The organism is Brenneria rubrifaciens (assembly GCF_005484945.1).
Lineage (GTDB): Bacteria > Pseudomonadota > Gammaproteobacteria > Enterobacterales > Enterobacteriaceae > Brenneria > Brenneria rubrifaciens.
Window position 1 is genome coordinate 296,350 of record NZ_CP034035.1, and the last position, 14,658, is coordinate 311,007.

A 14,658-nucleotide genomic window follows, 5' to 3' on the forward strand; every position below is an offset into this window, starting at 1 on the left:
TTAAAAGGAGTCACGTGATGTTTTCATTCAATAGGAACAAAAAATCCTCGGCAGAACCGCAAGAGCGTAGCGAATTAAACAGCCCGGCTGAGTTGGTTAATTCGGTAAGCCCTGCGCGCGTCAGGAAAGATACCTTTATTTCTCAAGGCACGCGTCTGGAAGGCAGCTTGGCGGCAGACGGCAATATTACCGTGGAAGGCGATATCGAAGGTGATGTGCAGTGTAATAACACCATCAAGGTGGAACATACCGGCAAAGTGACGGGCGAATTGACATCGCAACAGATTATTATCAACGGTCACGTTGAAGGGCGCATATACGCCAGCAGTGTCGCTATACTTGCGCAGGGGAAAGTGGTGGGGAATATTTTCTCTCATGAATTCTCCATTGAGAAAGGCGGTATATTTACCGGTCAGTCAAATCCGTTGGAGCCGGAGCCGCGTGGTCAGGAAACACTCGCTTACGCGGAAAAGACGGACGACCTGACTGAAAGCGGGAATATCATGGCGCTGGTGGAGAATGGTCCGTTGGCATAAGTAAAGTTGATGGGGTAATCGTGTCGGGGTGAAGGCAAATGGCGAATAAAGAAGCGGCCTGCCAGCGTTATTTTCGTTATTGGGGAAAAGCCCGTCAATCGCAGGATTTGCCGGGCGGCGACGATTATCACCTGTTGCCTTACCATTGTCTTGACGTGGCGGCCTGCGGATATTGCGCATTACGATTACTGGTCTGATACCGTGCGGCGTTCGGTGCTGGTGGACGCCAAGGCGGATATGCTGATCTACGGAAACGGTGAGCGCCCGTTGGCGGAAGTGGCGCACCGACTGGCGGCGGGTGAAGCGATAGGCGATATTCATGAAGTGCGCAACACCGCCGTGATGCGTAAAGCGGCGTTGGCTGGCACGGGGTTGATGCGACCCGGCTCGATAAGCCCGGTCGCATCGAACCGAGGGTGAATCCTTATGGCGAAGATTGATCCTGTGCCACAAGGGAGCGCCCCGCCCCGGATGCGGCTCAGCCGATTAGCGTGCGTGCGCCTGACGCTAAGCTGTGGGGGAAAAACCTATGTGCTTCTGCCCTCCTTCGAGAAAGTGAAAGGCGACAAAGTGATGTACGCCCATGCGTCGCGGATTTTGCACCATGAAACCAATCCGGGGTGCGCCAACGCATTATTTCATCGCCGCGCATCCGGGAACCCGGGATGAAGATATGGTTAATCTGGCGCTGTGGCTGAAAGAAAACCGTTTCAGGTTGGATCAGGTGCAAAACTTTTATCCTTCGCCGTCGGCGAACGCCGCCACCATGTATTACAGCGGCAAAAATCCGCTCGGCAAGGTGAATTACAAGGGCAAGGATGTCGTTGTCCCGCGGGGAGAGCGTCAGCGCCGCCTGCATAAAGCGCTGCTTCGTTATCACGATCCGGCGAACTGGCCGCTAATCCGCGACGCGCTGAACGCAATGGGCATGAAACGGCTGACTGGCAACCGGCCTGAATGCCTGATCCCGGCGGAAGCGCCGGGAGAGCGTGCGACGCCGCGCGTTGGAGCAAAGAGCGCTTCATTCCGCCGCCCTGCGTTGACCCGTTTTACGACGCCGACAGCCGCTCGCAATTCATCAGGCAAACCAGACGCATCAGGTCGTCCGGCTAAAGCTGAAAATGGCAAAGCGGGTAAAAAGTCTGGCCGCAGAAAGCCTGTTCCCTGAGGCGAAAAACCGGTCTAATGTCGCTGACCGCTTTTGATTATTGGTGATGTTTTTGACGATCGCCCCGTTACCCAGGAGAACCGATGGAAACGGAAAACGCGCTTGATGTTATTTCCCGTTATCTGAAGAAGCTGCACGTACTGACCCTCTGTGTCGGTGATGATTCGGATTTATGGTGTGCAAGTTGCTTCTATACTTATGACCAACAGCAGGTCGCCTTTTACCTGATGACGGAGTTATCCACCCGTCATGGTGAGCTGATGCGCCGACAGCCGTGGGTTGCCGGTACGGTAAGCGGCCAGCCGAAAAGTGTGATGCAGATAAAAGGGGTGCAGTTCCGGGCGCGGGCCGAGCTGTTGCTGGGTAAAGAGGCGGGACAGGCACGAGCGCGTTATAACGCACGTTTTCCGATCGCCAGCGCGACAAAGGCGCCGGTATGGTGTTTACAGTTAACCGAACTGAAAATGACTGACAACTCCCTGGGATTTGGAAAAAAACGCCACTGGAAGCGAACCGGCGTATGACGTCACGATGTTAAAAGACAGGTAACCGGAGGAAAAGGTATGAGCCGGGTATTGCTATTAGGTGCAACAGGGCTGGTGGGCAATGAGCTTTTGCAACTTCTAAAGGCCAATCATCGGGTTGAAACGATTTATGCCCCTACTCGTAAACCGTTACCTCCGTCTGAAAAAGTGGTGAACCCACACAACGCCGATCTCTCTATGGCGCTTTCCCAGTTGAGTTCCCCCATCGATATCGCTTTTTGCTGCCTGGGCTCCACGATCAAAACGGCAGGAAGCAAACAGGCTTTCCGCTATGTGGATTACACGCTGGTGGTGGAGAGTTCAAAAGCGGCATTAGCATTAGGGGCGAAACACCTATTAGTGGTCAGCGCACTGAGTGCGAATACGGCTTCGCCTTTCTTCTACTCCAGAGTGAAGGGCGAAACGGAGAAATCCTTACGCCGGCAGGGTTGGCAACACCTGACGCTGGCACAGCCGTCGTTGTTGTTGGGGAACAGGGATGAGCGCCGTCCGATGGAAAGTCTGGCGGCGCCGCTGTTTCGCTTGTTTCCGGCCAGGTGGCGGGCCATCGATGGGAGAACGGTGGCCCAGGCGCTGTTGAATCTGGCATTTTCGCCTGAGCCGAAAGCGCGCGTTACAGTGCTGAATTCCGATCAACTGTACAGATTGGGCAATCAGCGCGCGCTGCAATAGTGAGGCCAGACGAAAAAGCGGCGTTTGTAACGGCGAAGAGGCGGCGTCAGCGCAGGTAATGAATAACCTGATTGCTGCTGCCACGCCAGATTAACGAAGGATTTTTCAGATCCTGCACAAATTTTCCGTCAACCAGTACGTTGATCAGATCCACCACCTGCTGCTGTTCGGCCGTCAGTTCCGCCAACACATAGCCTGTCCACACCCAGATATCTTTACCGTGGCATTCCGCCCGTATTCGCTGAACCAGTTGCAGGATTTCCGGTACGTTTTGCGGGTGGAGCGGATCGCCGCCGGAAAGCGAAATGCCCTGCCGCGGGATCACCGTATCCTGTAGGTCGGCGATGATCCGATCCTCAACCGCCTGGGTAAACGGCTGACCGGAATTGAGCCGCCAGGTGCTTTTGTTGTAGCACCCGGCGCATTGATGCACGCACCCAGCGACAAACAGGGTGCAGCGCGTTCCAGGTCCGTTGACCACATCAACCGGGTAGTACTGGTGATAATTCATGGGTGTAGCGCCATTTGATGCAGGTGAAGGCACCTCCCTGCGGCCTGATAAATCAACCCAACTGTCCGTTGCCCAGGTGCTTGATCCGGCGTTTGACCTCTTCCTGTTTACCGGCGTTAAACGGCCGGGCGTCCGGGCTGCCGAGGTAGCCGCAAACGCGTCGGGTGACGGAAACCCGGGATGAGTCGTGATTTTCGCATTTCGGGCAGGTGAAGCCTTTGCTGGTACACTCGAATTCACCGGTATAGCCACACTCGTAGCATTCATCTATCGGCGTGTTGGTGCCGTAGTACGGGACGCGGGCGTAGCTGTAATCCCAGACGTCTTCCAGCGCTTTCAGGTTGTGTTGCAGGTTAGGATATTCGCCATAGCAAATGAACCCGCCGGTCGCCAGCGGCGGATAGGGCGCTTCAAAGTCGATCTTCTCGTAAGGATTGACCTTTTTCTCCACGTCCAGATGGAAACTGTTGGTGTAATAACCTTTGTCGGTGACGCCCGGCACGACGCCGAATTCGGCGGTATCCAGACGACAGAAGCGGTCGCACAGGTTTTCGCTCGGCGTGCTGTACAGGCTGAAGCCGTAGCCGGTTTCCGCTTTCCACTGCTCGGTGGCGGCTTTCAGATGCGCGACGATCGCCACGGCTTTCGCCCGCAAGCGTTCATGGTCGAAGAGATGCGCTTCGTTGCCGAACAGGGCGTTGATGGTTTCATGAATGCCGATGTAGCCCAGTGAAATAGACGCGCGCCCATTCTTGAAGATATCCGCGATATTGTCGTTCGCGTTCAGACGCACGCCGCACGCGCCTTCCATATAAAGAATAGGCGCCACGCGGGCTTTCACCTCTTCCAGCCTGGCGATACGCGTCATCAGCGCTTTTTTCGCCAGCACCAGCCGTTGGTCGAGCAATGTCCAGAAGCGGACTTCATCACCGTTGGCTTCCAGTGCGACACGCGGCAGATTGAGGCTGATCACGCCGAGATTGTTGCGACCGTCGTGAATTTGCTGACCGTCCTCTTCATAGACCCCCAGGAAACTGCGGCAGCCCATTGGGGTTTTAAATGACCCAGTGACGCTAACCACCTGATCGTAGTTCAGGATATCGGGATACATGCGTTTGCTGGCGCACTCCAGCGCCAACTGTTTGATGTCGTAGTTCGGATCGCCAGCCTTGCGGTTCAGGCCGTCACGGATGGCGAACACCAGTTTGGGGAACACGGCGGTTTTATGGTTTTTACCCAGCCCGGCGATGCGGTTACGCAGAATGGATTCCTGAATCAGACGGGATTCCCAACTGGTGCCCAACCCAAAGCCGAAAGTGACGAACGGCGTCTGGCCGTTGGCGGTGTGCAGCGTATTGACCTCATATTCCAGCGATTGAAACGCGTCATAACACTCTTTTTCGGTTCGGGTGCGGGCGTAGTTGTCGGCATCGGGGATCTGCCATTCGTCTGCAATCGCCCGATGTTTGGCATAGCTGGCGGCGACGAACGGCGCCAGAATTTCATCAATACGGTTAATCGTGGTGCCGCCATAAATATGGCTGGCGACCTGCGCGATGATTTGCGCGGTCACCGCGGTGGCGGTCGAAATCGATTTCGGCGGCTCGATTTCCGCATTCCCCATCTTAAACCCTTTAGTCAGCATGCCGTTCAGATCGATCAGCATGCAGTTAAACATCGGAAAAAAAGGCGCGTAGTCGAGGTCGTGATAGTGAATTTCGCCGCGCTCATGGGCCAACACCACATCACGCGGCAAAATGTATTGCTTGGCGTAATGTTTGGCGACGATCCCGGCCAGCAGATCGCGTTGCGTCGGGATCACTTTACTGTCTTTGTTGGCGTTTTCGTTCAGCAGCGCCATATTGCTCTGTTCAACCAGACCACGGATTTCCTGATTGAGACGGCCCTGACGCTCACGGGCGACATCGCGGTCATGGCGATATTCAATATAGGTACGGGCCAACTGCTTGTAGTTGCCGGACATCAGCAGGTTTTCAACCGCGTTCTGGATTTCGTGAATATCCACGCGCGCTTTACCCTGCATTTGTTGAGCGACCGCACAGGCTACGGTCGCACAGTAATCCGCATCGCTGATACCCGTCGCTTGCGCCGCGCGCTCAACCGCCTCTTTGATGCGAACTTCATCAAAAGGCACCTGGCAACCGTCCCGTTTAATCACTACTGGTTTCACGTTTTATTCCTCTGTCAATGTTATCCACAAGCAACAGCCGCAGTGCGCAAGGGCCGCGGGGGGTGTGGATGATTTAGTGGATAAACACTACATGTGGGTTATGTTTATAGGATAGACACTATATATTGAAATTGCATAGGAGGGGTCACGCTTTTATTGCCGTAAAATTGACGTAGAGCAAAGAAATTCTCGTGTCGCGGATAAATCACGCTTGCATAAAAATCAGCCTAAAAAGACAGCCTCTTCGCGTGAACTTGCGGTGCGCGGTGTGGCGGTTTTCGGAAAGGTTTTTATCGTCAAATGCGTTAAAGGCAGAAATATCTGAAAGCGGCTGACCGTTTTTTTGGCAGGGGTGTTGAATCATGGATCTCATTACCCATTGCCGATTGGGTGGAAGCTGCGTCTCGATGCGGGTGTTAAACAGGCTGAGGATATAAATGCGCTATTTAACAAAGTGCGTGTCCGGCATAAAAAAAGACGCCGCCAGAGGCGCGCCTTTTGACATTATGACCACGGACAGGGATTAACGACGAATGGCAATCGCTTCAATCTCGATTTTTACGTCTTTCGGCAAACGTGCGACTTCAACGCAAGAGCGCGCCGGGAAAGAGGCGTCGTGCTCGTTGAAGAAGGCTTCATAGGCGGTGTTGACGAGGGTGAAGTCGTTTAGATCTTTAACGAAAACGGTGGTTTTGACGATGTCGGAAACCTTCAGGCCCGCAGCTTCCACAATGGCCTGAACGTTTTCCAGAGACTGGCGCGTCTGGGCGGTAATATTGTCGGCAACCAAACCGTTTTTCGGGTTTACCGGGATCTGGCCGGAGGTGATGATCATGCTGCCGAGGTCGACACCCTGTACATAAGGGCCGATGGCGGCTGGGGCGTGCTCAGTGCTGATAATGCGTGACATGGTATCTCCTGATTAAGACGTAAAAAACGCGAACGCTGCCATTATTCAAAAAAGCCCCGCATCAGGCAATGTCTGTGAGCAGGGCGATGAAAGAAAGCCGAACGGCAGGCGCGGTGGTGAGGCTCAGCGATCCTGCAAAACGGCCTGACGTTCGAACTCTTTTTCACAATATTTACACTTCAAATGCACTTCGCCCTGATGCTGTTTGACCCTGAACGAAGACGACACCGGTTCGCTGCGGCTGATGCAGTTGCTATTGGGGCAGGTGAGTACGCCGTCAATCTGTTCCGGCAGCGTCGGCGTCAGTTTGCGAACCACATCATAATCATCAATCTGGTTAACGGTGGCCTGCGGCGCATACATCGCCAGTTGATTCGCCTGTTGCTCGGTCAGAAACACGTTTTCGATTTTAATCAGATCCTTACGGCCCAGATGGTTTGAAGGCAGATTCAGACCGATGGTGACGCGCTGGTCGGTCGCCGTCAGCTTGAACAGCGTCAGGAGCTTAAAGCCGACCTGAGCGGGAATGTGGTCGATTACCGTGCCGCGTTTGATGGCTTCTACCTGTAATTTATTATCGTGAGTCATGGTTGTTCCTCTTTTTCTCACAGAACCAGTTCGCTATTCAGGACCAGCGCCAGCAGCGCCTGCCGCGCGTAGATGCCGTTGCCGGCCTGCTGAAAGTAGTAGGCGTAGGGCGTCGAGTCCACATCGGTGGTGATTTCATCAACGCGCGGCAGGGGATGCAAAACTTTCAAATTCGCGCGGGCATGCTGCAAGTCGGCGGCCCGCAGGATGAACTGGGATTTGATGTTGATGTACTCGGACGGGTCCAAACGCTCTTTCTGTACGCGGGTCATATACAGAATGTCCAGCTCATCCACCACTTCTTCTATGCTGTTATGCAGGCTATAAGGGATGTTTTTCTCTTCCAGCATGGCCAGGATGTAATCCGGCATGGCCAGCGCATCCGGGGCGATAAAATAGAAACGGTTGCCGTCGAATTTCGCCAGCGCCTGCGTCAGCGAATGCACGGTACGACCGTATTTCAGGTCGCCGACCATCGCGATATTGATGCTGTTCAAACGGCCCTGCGTTTCCTGAATGGTGAACAGGTCGAGCAGCGTTTGTGTCGGGTGCTGGTTGGCGCCGTCGCCGGCATTCAGCACCGGGATACCGCCGGAAAATTCCGTCGCCAGACGGGAAGCCCCCTCCTGCGGGTGGCGCATGACGATTGCATCGACGTACTGACTGATGACTGAAATGGTATCGGCCAGCGTCTCGCCTTTTTTGCCCAACGACGTGTTGTTGCTGTCGGCAAATCCAACCACCGATGCCCCCAGGCGATGCATCGCGGTTTCGAAGGATAAACGCGTCCGCGTGGATGCCTCGAAAAAACAGCTGGCAATCACTTTGTGCTTTAACAGTTCCGGCTGGGGTTTGACTTTCAGGCTGGCGGCAACCTGCAAAGCCAGTTCCAAATCCTCCCGACTGAGATCGCTAATCGAAATGATGTGTTTTTGATAAAGCGGATTGACCATTTTTGTTTTTCTCCTAACGGTTGGCCCGGTAAACACGGTGCGGGTAAACGAATGTTGCGTTTGGACTGCCATTAATGACAGGCAAAAAAAAACCCCTCGGTTGAGGGGCTTTTTTGAACGATCGGTTGAGCAACGGAGAGGAAAACGCCGGCTGGCTGCCGGATGGCAGTTGTGGCTGGTAACCAACATCAGCAGCGACGATCTTATCTGTGCAGCGGCGCATAACCCCTCCCGGCAAATTGTCGGAAATTATACGCGCCGATGACGCTTATTCAAGCGAAGAACGTGATTTTTTACGCATAGCAATCGATTGCGCCATGACTCTCCCCGCCGGTAACAAGCGCATCCGACTGACGGCAAATGAACGCGTTCCATTCACGTCGCCTTTTCAGGATGACGTACTGGCGGGTATCCTGTTTGGCGAGTATAAAGCTGGGTTAAACGACGGTTTCTAAAGCACGCTTTTATTTTAAAAAAGGAATAATTATGATCGCTGGCAATATCCATCATCTTGAACTGCTTCCTTACCTGCCTGCCAAACTGCGTGACGCCATCGAGTATGTTAAACGGCACATCACGGCGGATACGCCGCTGGGTAAGCATGACATTGACGGTGACAACGCGTTTGTGTTGATTTCCAACGACAGCACCGAGGCGCTGGCAAATCGTCGCGCCGAGTATCACGCCAGGTATCTGGATATTCAGATTATATTGTCCGGCGTGGAAGGCATGACGTTCAGCAATGTGCCCGCAGGTAAGCCGGATACCGATTGGCTGGCGGATAAAGACATCGCTTTTCTGCCGTCCGGCGAACAGGAAAAACAGTTTGTGATGCGGGAGGGGGATTTCGTGGTTTTCTTCCCCGGCGAGGTACACAAACCGCTGTGTGCGGTCGGCGAACCTGCGCACGTGCGCAAAGCCGTGGTGAAGATTGATGCGTCATTGCTGCGTTGATTGGCGCTGACGGCTTTGTGCCCTCTCCCGATCAGGGGAGAGGGCGGGGCAAGGCATGCTAACCCTGGCTTAACGTCGCCACCATGATCGCTTTGATGGTGTGCATGCGGTTTTCCGCCTGATCGAATACGATGCTGTGTGCGGATTCAAAGACCTCGTCCGTGACTTCCATCCCGCCGTGCAGACCGTATTGCTCCGCCATTTGCCTGCCAAGCGTGGTTTGGTCATCGTGAAACGCAGGCAGGCAGTGCAGAAACTTCACCTGAGGATTGCCGGTCGCGGCAATCATCGCCATGTTGACCTGATAAGGTTTCAGCAGCGTAATCCGCTCCTGCCAGGTTTCTTTCGGTTCGCCCATGGAAACCCATACGTCGGTATAAATGAAATCGACATCGGCCACGCCGGTGGCGATCTCTTCCGTCAGCGTAATATTGCCGCCGGTTTGTTGTGCGGCGGCCTGACATTCGGCCACTAATCCGTCTTCCGGCCAGCATGCCTTTGGCGCGATCAGACGCAGATCCAGCCCGGTCAGCGCCGCCGCTTCCAGCATGGTGTTGCCCATGTTGTTGCGCGCATCGCCCACATAGGCCAGCTTTATCTGTGACAGCGGTTTGCCGGGCAGATGTTCTTGCATGGTCATCAGGTCTGCCAGCAACTGGGTCGGGTGGAATTCATTGGTCAGCCCGTTCCAGACGGGGACGCCGGAATAGCGCGCCAGCGTTTCAACAATTTGCTGGCCGTAGCCGCGGTATTGAATGCCATCGTACATTCTGCCCAGCACCCTGGCCGTATCTATGATGGATTCTTTGTGGCCGATCTGACTGCCGCTGGGAGCGAGATAGGTGACTTGCGCTCCCTGATCGTATGCAGCAACTTCGAAAGAGCAACGAGTACGGGTCGAATCTTTTTCGAAGATGAGTGCGATGTTTTTGCCTTGCAGGTGGCGGGTTTCGTTGCCGCTTTTTTTATCGGCTTTCAGTTTGGTTGACAGCGCTAAAAGATTGGCGATTTCTACGGGAGTAAAATCCATTAACCTTAAAAAATGGCGCTTATAAAACGATTTCATGACCTACATCTCCATACGGCTCAACACCGGCGGTTGAATTAAAATTCACTTTATATGTGTAATTATTCAATTTCAAGTGTCGTTGTCAAACTTTGTAGTGGAGACAGCCGCAGCGCTGTGGGACAATGGCGAAGTAATTACGTCGATGAGTGAGGACTGAGGCATGGCAAACCGCGAATTGCTGGAAGAACAACGTGAAGAGACACGCCTGATTATCGAAGAACTGCTGGAAGATGGCAGCGATCCTGATGCGCTTTACACCATTGAGCATCATTTTTCAGCGGAGAAGTTTGAGGTGCTGGAAGAAGTCGCCGTCGCCGCGTTCAAGCTGGGCTATGAAGTGACGGATGCGGAAGAGCTGGAAGTGGAAGACGGCGTTTTGCTGATGTGCTGTGATGCGATCAGTGAAGTGGCCTTGAACGCCGAATTGATCGACGCGCAGGTTGAGCAACTGCTGGATCTGGCGGAACGTCATGGTGTGAACTACGACGGCTGGGGAACCTATTTTGAAGACCCCGATGGCGAAGACGGTGAAGAAGGGGAAGACGAAGATTTTTACGACGAAGACGATGACGGGAAGCGTCATTAATTTTTAATACCCTGCCTCGTTCAAAGCCGCAGATGCGAAAACATCCGCGGCTTTGTATTTTTCTGGTCAGGACGTTGCGCTTAGAGCATTTTCAACATGGTCACTTCACAGTCGGTATGACCGGTATTGCCCATGGAATGCGGGATATGCTCGAACCCCAATGATTGGTAGAGCCGGATGGCGCTGGTCAAATGGCCGGTGGTTTCCAGATAGCAGCGGCGAAAACCGCGCTGGCGGGCAAACGCCAGCGCTTGCATGGCGAGTTGTTTTGCCAGCCCTTTGCCGCGTGCGACGGGTAAGAAATACATTTTCTGCAATTCACAGACATCTTCATCACCTGCCGGCAGCGGCGCAATGCCGCCGCCGCCAACCACTTCACCTGCATGTTCCACGATCCAATAGGCGCTGTTGGGCTGACTGTACAGCGCAAACAGGTTATCCAGATTCGGATCGGCTACGGTGTAGCCCTTGTCAGCCGTCAAACCGAATTCAGCCGATACGCAGCGGATGACGTGGGCGATGGCAGCGTCGTCTTGTGCTTTAATCGGGCGCAGCCGAAGGCTGACAGGAATTGCGGTTGTCATAATGTTCGCTCTTGTTGTTACGGTATTGGCCGATCGAATAGGTTTCAGGCAGATTGTAATACCATTTTACGCGGTAATGAAATTCAGTCGCCGGCTTTACTCGTTCGGCGCCGCGGCATCTGAATCTACACGTGGTTTTATCAAGGACATAAATCAGCCTAAATAAGAAAGAGAGATTGAAGGTGACAGGGAGAGGCGTTCGTGGTCATCGAGCGCTCATTCATTAACGGTGAGCGACAATATCAGGTTGATAGCGCGGATGTTTTGACCTGAGCGTCCAGGCGGATATCAAGATATGTTGTGGTAACAAAAACTGGTTGGGTAATATTTTGTCATAAATAAAAATATCGGGGAAAAATATTTTTTTTATTATTAGCATGCTTAGCTTATTGGGATTTTTCCTAATAAACATTAACATCAATGCACTCATACTTCGCGATCACCAAAGAGCTGTTTCATGACTAACCATATAGCATCAGGGTTAGTGGGGGCGTTTCTGTTAATGTTGTCACCGTTAACGAACGCACAAACCACTTTCCCGACGCCTCAGCAAGGCAACTGGATTGCACCCGAATTTACGTTTAATAGTGGTGAAAAACTGAAAGACCTTCGAATTCATTATTACACGATCGGCGATAGAAATAAGCCCGCTGTTTTATTATTGCATGGCACAAATCAGCCAATTAAAGCGTTATTAGCGAAGGGTTTTGGCGGAGAATTATTTGGTCCGGGACAGGCGTTGGACAGTAATAAATATTTCATCATTATGCCGGAGAGTATTGGGTCTGGACAATCATCCAAACCTTCTGATGGGTTAAGGATGAAATTTCCTGAATATGACTATAACGATATGGTTGAGGCGCAATATCGTTTGTTAAAAGAAGGATTGGGTATTAAACATTTGCGGCTGGTGATGGGTTATTCAATGGGCGGCATGCAAACCTGGCTATGGGGCGAAAAATACCCTGACATGATGGATGCGCTGGTGCCGATGGCATCGTTGCCGAATGAATTATCCGGTCGTAACTGGATGATGCGGCGTATATTAATTGAATCCATCAAGCGTGATCCGGCCTGGAATAATGGTAATTACACACAACAGCCGCCAGTGCTGAAAACCGCCAGCATTATGTTCAGTATCGCCACCACCGGCGGAACATTGGCATACCAAAACAAAGCATCGACCCGCGCTCTGGCGGACAAACTGGTGGATGATCGTCTGGCTGCGCCATTGACCAGCGATGCCAATGACTTTGTTTATCTCTGGGGATCGTCTGCCAATTATAATGCAGCAGCGGAATTAGGCCGGATTAAGGCGCCGGTATTGGTGATTAATTCCGCGGATGATGAACGTAATCCTGTAGAAACGGGAATACTGGATGGTGAATTGAAAAAAATAAAACAGGCCGAGTTATTGCTGATCCCCGGCAGTAAAGAAACCAGCGGACATGGCACGACGATGTCAGCGAAATTATATAAAGATAAATTGAAATATTTTTTAGAAAATACCCAATCTTATAAAGAAGCTGAATAATTGGTGCCGACCGGTAAGAAAGTACGCTTTCTGCCGGTTATTATCTTCTTTCATAATCTGTTCCGATTTTTATTACGGTTTAACACATGAACAACGTATGGCTTCAGTCGGGAGCCAGTGTTTATCTTTTATTATTAGGCTACAGGGATAATTTATGTTTCGTAAGATAAAGATCCGTACTGCACTCAGCCTCATGGTTTTTTCGTTAGCGGCGTTATTGTTTTTCGTCGGTGTTTTAGGATTAGTGGCCCTACAGTCGGGCAATAAATCGTTCGGTCAGGTCGATAAAGTCGTGTTGCCCGGATTGGTGGCGTTGAACGAAAGTTCCGAATTATTGCTGCGCGCCCGGTTGGATTTACGTCTGTACGAATCGCTGATGGGAAAAGGCGATGTCGAAACGGCCAAAGTCGCGCTGGGACGCGCCAAAGACAAAATTAATGGCGCCAATGGAAAGTGGCAGGAGTACCTGAAGTACCCGCAGTCTGAGCAGGAGAAAGTGATTTCGGCTGATATGGCCGAGAAGCGGGAAGCCCTGATGAAAACGTTTATTGATCCTGCTCTGATGGCGCTTGAGGCCGGGAACCTGGATGAATATCGCCAGCGAGCGGGAAAATCCACGGTACTCTACGCCGGGTTTGATAAATCGACCAAAGCGCTGGTGGCCTTCAAACAGCAAAGTATCGATGGCGCTTATGCTGACTCTAACGAGGGTGTTAAACGCATGGAAGTTATCCTGTATAGCGCCATCGCGTGTGCCTTGCTGCTGGCGGTGATGGCCTGGTTCGTGATGACTCATCTGGTGGTGAATCCGCTGAATAAGGCGATCTCGGTTTTTGACCGCATCGCCGAAGGCGATCTGAGAGCCGAAATCGATAGCAGCGGGAAAAATGAAATTGCCCAACTGTTCGCGGCGGTGCAACGCATGCGTGACGGGCTGGAAAACATGGTGCTGGTGGTGCGTAATGGGACGGATGCCATTACCATCGGGGTGGAGGAGATTGCATCGGGTAACGTTGACCTTTCCAGCCGCACGGAACAGCAGGCCGCCTCGCTGGATGAAACCGCGTCGAGCATGGAACAGATCATGGCGACGGTGAAGAACAACGAAGACAACACGCGCAAGGCTAACGATTTGGCGCAGCAAGCCTCTCACTCCGCGTCCCGCGGCGGCAATGTGGTAACAGAAGTGGTTGATACCATGCGCTCGATTAAACAGAGCTCCGCCAAAATTTCTGACATTGTTGGCGTGATTGACGGTATTGCTTTCCAGACCAACCTGCTGGCGCTGAACGCCGCGGTGGAGTCTGCCCGTGCCGGTCAGTTCGGAAGAGGATTTGCCGTGGTCGCTTCGGAAGTGAGAACGTTGGCACAGCGCAGTGCGACGGCGGCGAAAGAGATTGGCACGATGATCGATGCTTCTCTCAGCCGGATTGAGAAAGGCGCCGGTTTAGTTGAGTTGGCGGGTAAAACCATGGATGAAGTGTTGACGGATGTGAAAAAAGTCGTGGATATCATGGATGAGATCATGCTGGCTTCAAGCGAACAGAGCAGGGGGATCTCACAGATCAATGTCGCCATTAATCAAATGGATACGGTGACCCAGCAAAATGCCTCTCTGGTGGCGGAAGTCGCAACATCCGCCGGTTCCTTACAAGAGCAGGTTATCAACCTGCAACAGTCCGTGGCGCGTTTCCAGATAGAGAGAGAGAGAATGGGGGCGGAATACCCTGTACCGGGGTTACGCCAAAACATTGCGCTGGTGGATGCCCGTTAATGCTTTAAATCGCTTTATGCCTGTTTTCGCCAAGAGCATCCAGATCGCGGAAACAGGCATTTCGAACTCATGTTGTCAAACGG

General features: G+C 52.7%; 16 protein-coding genes and 2 pseudogenes. 10 read left to right on the forward strand and 8 right to left on the reverse strand.

Going from position 1 to position 14,658, the window contains the following annotated elements:
• Positions 1–17: 17 nt before the first annotated feature.
• From EH207_RS01420 to EH207_RS01435, 5 genes and pseudogenes are all read left to right on the forward strand, one after another.
• On the forward strand, positions 18–536 hold the full coding sequence (locus tag EH207_RS01420) for a bactofilin family protein (protein WP_137712421.1): 519 nt from the start codon (positions 18–20) through the stop codon (positions 534–536).
• A 38-nt stretch (positions 537–574) separates the two neighbouring features.
• Complete coding sequence (locus tag EH207_RS18045) at positions 575–733, forward strand: HD domain-containing protein (protein ID WP_175413613.1); 159 nt, start codon at positions 575–577, stop codon at positions 731–733.
• Positions 711–1,704, forward strand: a pseudogene (locus EH207_RS01425) (DUF3362 domain-containing protein); the annotation flags it as partial. The gene EH207_RS18045 and the pseudogene EH207_RS01425, both read left to right, overlap by 23 nt.
• Positions 1,705–1,787: 83 nt before the next feature.
• Positions 1,788–2,228: a YhbP family protein gene (locus EH207_RS01430; protein ID WP_137712422.1), complete on the forward strand. Its 441-nt coding sequence runs from the start codon at positions 1,788–1,790 to the stop codon at positions 2,226–2,228.
• Positions 2,229–2,267: 39 nt separating this feature from the next.
• A complete protein-coding gene (locus tag EH207_RS01435; protein WP_137712423.1) occupies positions 2,268–2,921 on the forward strand; it encodes a Rossmann-fold NAD(P)-binding domain-containing protein in 654 nt (217 codons plus the stop codon).
• 46 nt (positions 2,922–2,967) lie between these two features.
• On the opposite strand, the gene nrdG is transcribed toward EH207_RS01435, so the two are convergent.
• The 5 genes from nrdG to pyrB all read right to left on the reverse strand — a co-directional run bounded on the left by nrdG (position 2,968) and on the right by pyrB (position 8,074).
• Positions 2,968–3,432 (reverse strand): anaerobic ribonucleoside-triphosphate reductase-activating protein, encoded by a 465-nt coding sequence (nrdG, locus tag EH207_RS01440; RefSeq protein WP_137712424.1) that lies wholly within the window; start codon positions 3,430–3,432, stop codon positions 2,968–2,970.
• A 52-nt stretch (positions 3,433–3,484) separates the two neighbouring features.
• Entirely contained in the window at positions 3,485–5,623 is a 2,139-nt protein-coding gene (gene nrdD, locus EH207_RS01445) for an anaerobic ribonucleoside-triphosphate reductase (protein ID WP_137712425.1), read from the reverse strand.
• Positions 5,624–6,146: 523 nt separating this feature from the next.
• The gene (gene ridA / locus EH207_RS01450) at positions 6,147–6,533 is read right to left on the reverse strand and encodes a 2-iminobutanoate/2-iminopropanoate deaminase (protein WP_137712426.1); all 387 of its coding nucleotides are present in this window, start codon (positions 6,531–6,533) and stop codon (positions 6,147–6,149) included.
• 123 nt (positions 6,534–6,656) lie between these two features.
• Complete coding sequence (gene pyrI / locus EH207_RS01455; protein ID WP_137712427.1) at positions 6,657–7,121, reverse strand: aspartate carbamoyltransferase regulatory subunit; 465 nt, start codon at positions 7,119–7,121, stop codon at positions 6,657–6,659.
• Between the two features lie 17 nt (positions 7,122–7,138).
• Entirely contained in the window at positions 7,139–8,074 is a 936-nt protein-coding gene (pyrB, locus tag EH207_RS01460; protein ID WP_137712428.1) for an aspartate carbamoyltransferase, read from the reverse strand.
• A gap of 317 nt (positions 8,075–8,391) precedes the next feature.
• Between pyrB and EH207_RS18050 the strand changes: the two genes are divergently transcribed.
• A complete protein-coding gene (locus EH207_RS18050; protein ID WP_175413614.1) occupies positions 8,392–8,529 on the forward strand; it encodes a hypothetical protein in 138 nt (45 codons plus the stop codon).
• Between the two features lie 31 nt (positions 8,530–8,560).
• Positions 8,561–9,028, forward strand: a complete 468-nt coding sequence (locus EH207_RS01465) for a NanQ anomerase/TabA/YiaL family protein (RefSeq protein ID WP_137712429.1) — start codon at positions 8,561–8,563, stop codon at positions 9,026–9,028.
• Positions 9,029–9,086: 58 nt separating this feature from the next.
• On the opposite strand, the gene argF is transcribed toward EH207_RS01465, so the two are convergent.
• Both argF and argL read right to left on the reverse strand, forming a co-directional pair.
• Positions 9,087–10,094 (reverse strand): ornithine carbamoyltransferase, encoded by a 1,008-nt coding sequence (gene argF, locus EH207_RS01470; protein WP_137712430.1) that lies wholly within the window; start codon positions 10,092–10,094, stop codon positions 9,087–9,089.
• Positions 10,095–10,116: 22 nt separating this feature from the next.
• Positions 10,117–10,164: pseudogene (argL, locus tag EH207_RS18555) on the reverse strand (putative translational regulatory protein ArgL); the annotation flags it as partial.
• 93 nt (positions 10,165–10,257) lie between these two features.
• Here argL and rraB point away from each other — a divergent pair.
• Positions 10,258–10,683, forward strand: a complete 426-nt coding sequence (rraB, locus tag EH207_RS01475; protein ID WP_137712431.1) for a ribonuclease E inhibitor RraB — start codon at positions 10,258–10,260, stop codon at positions 10,681–10,683.
• A gap of 80 nt (positions 10,684–10,763) precedes the next feature.
• Here the strand turns inward: rraB and EH207_RS01480 are convergent, their stop codons facing one another.
• A complete protein-coding gene (locus EH207_RS01480) occupies positions 10,764–11,267 on the reverse strand; it encodes a GNAT family N-acetyltransferase (RefSeq protein ID WP_137712432.1) in 504 nt (167 codons plus the stop codon).
• 457 nt (positions 11,268–11,724) lie between these two features.
• On the opposite strand from EH207_RS01480, the gene EH207_RS01485 reads away from it, so the two are divergent.
• Complete coding sequence (locus EH207_RS01485) at positions 11,725–12,801, forward strand: alpha/beta fold hydrolase (protein WP_137712433.1); 1,077 nt, start codon at positions 11,725–11,727, stop codon at positions 12,799–12,801.
• Between the two features lie 154 nt (positions 12,802–12,955).
• Positions 12,956–14,575, forward strand: a complete 1,620-nt coding sequence (locus EH207_RS01490; RefSeq protein WP_137712434.1) for a methyl-accepting chemotaxis protein — start codon at positions 12,956–12,958, stop codon at positions 14,573–14,575.
• Positions 14,576–14,658 lie beyond the last annotated feature (83 nt).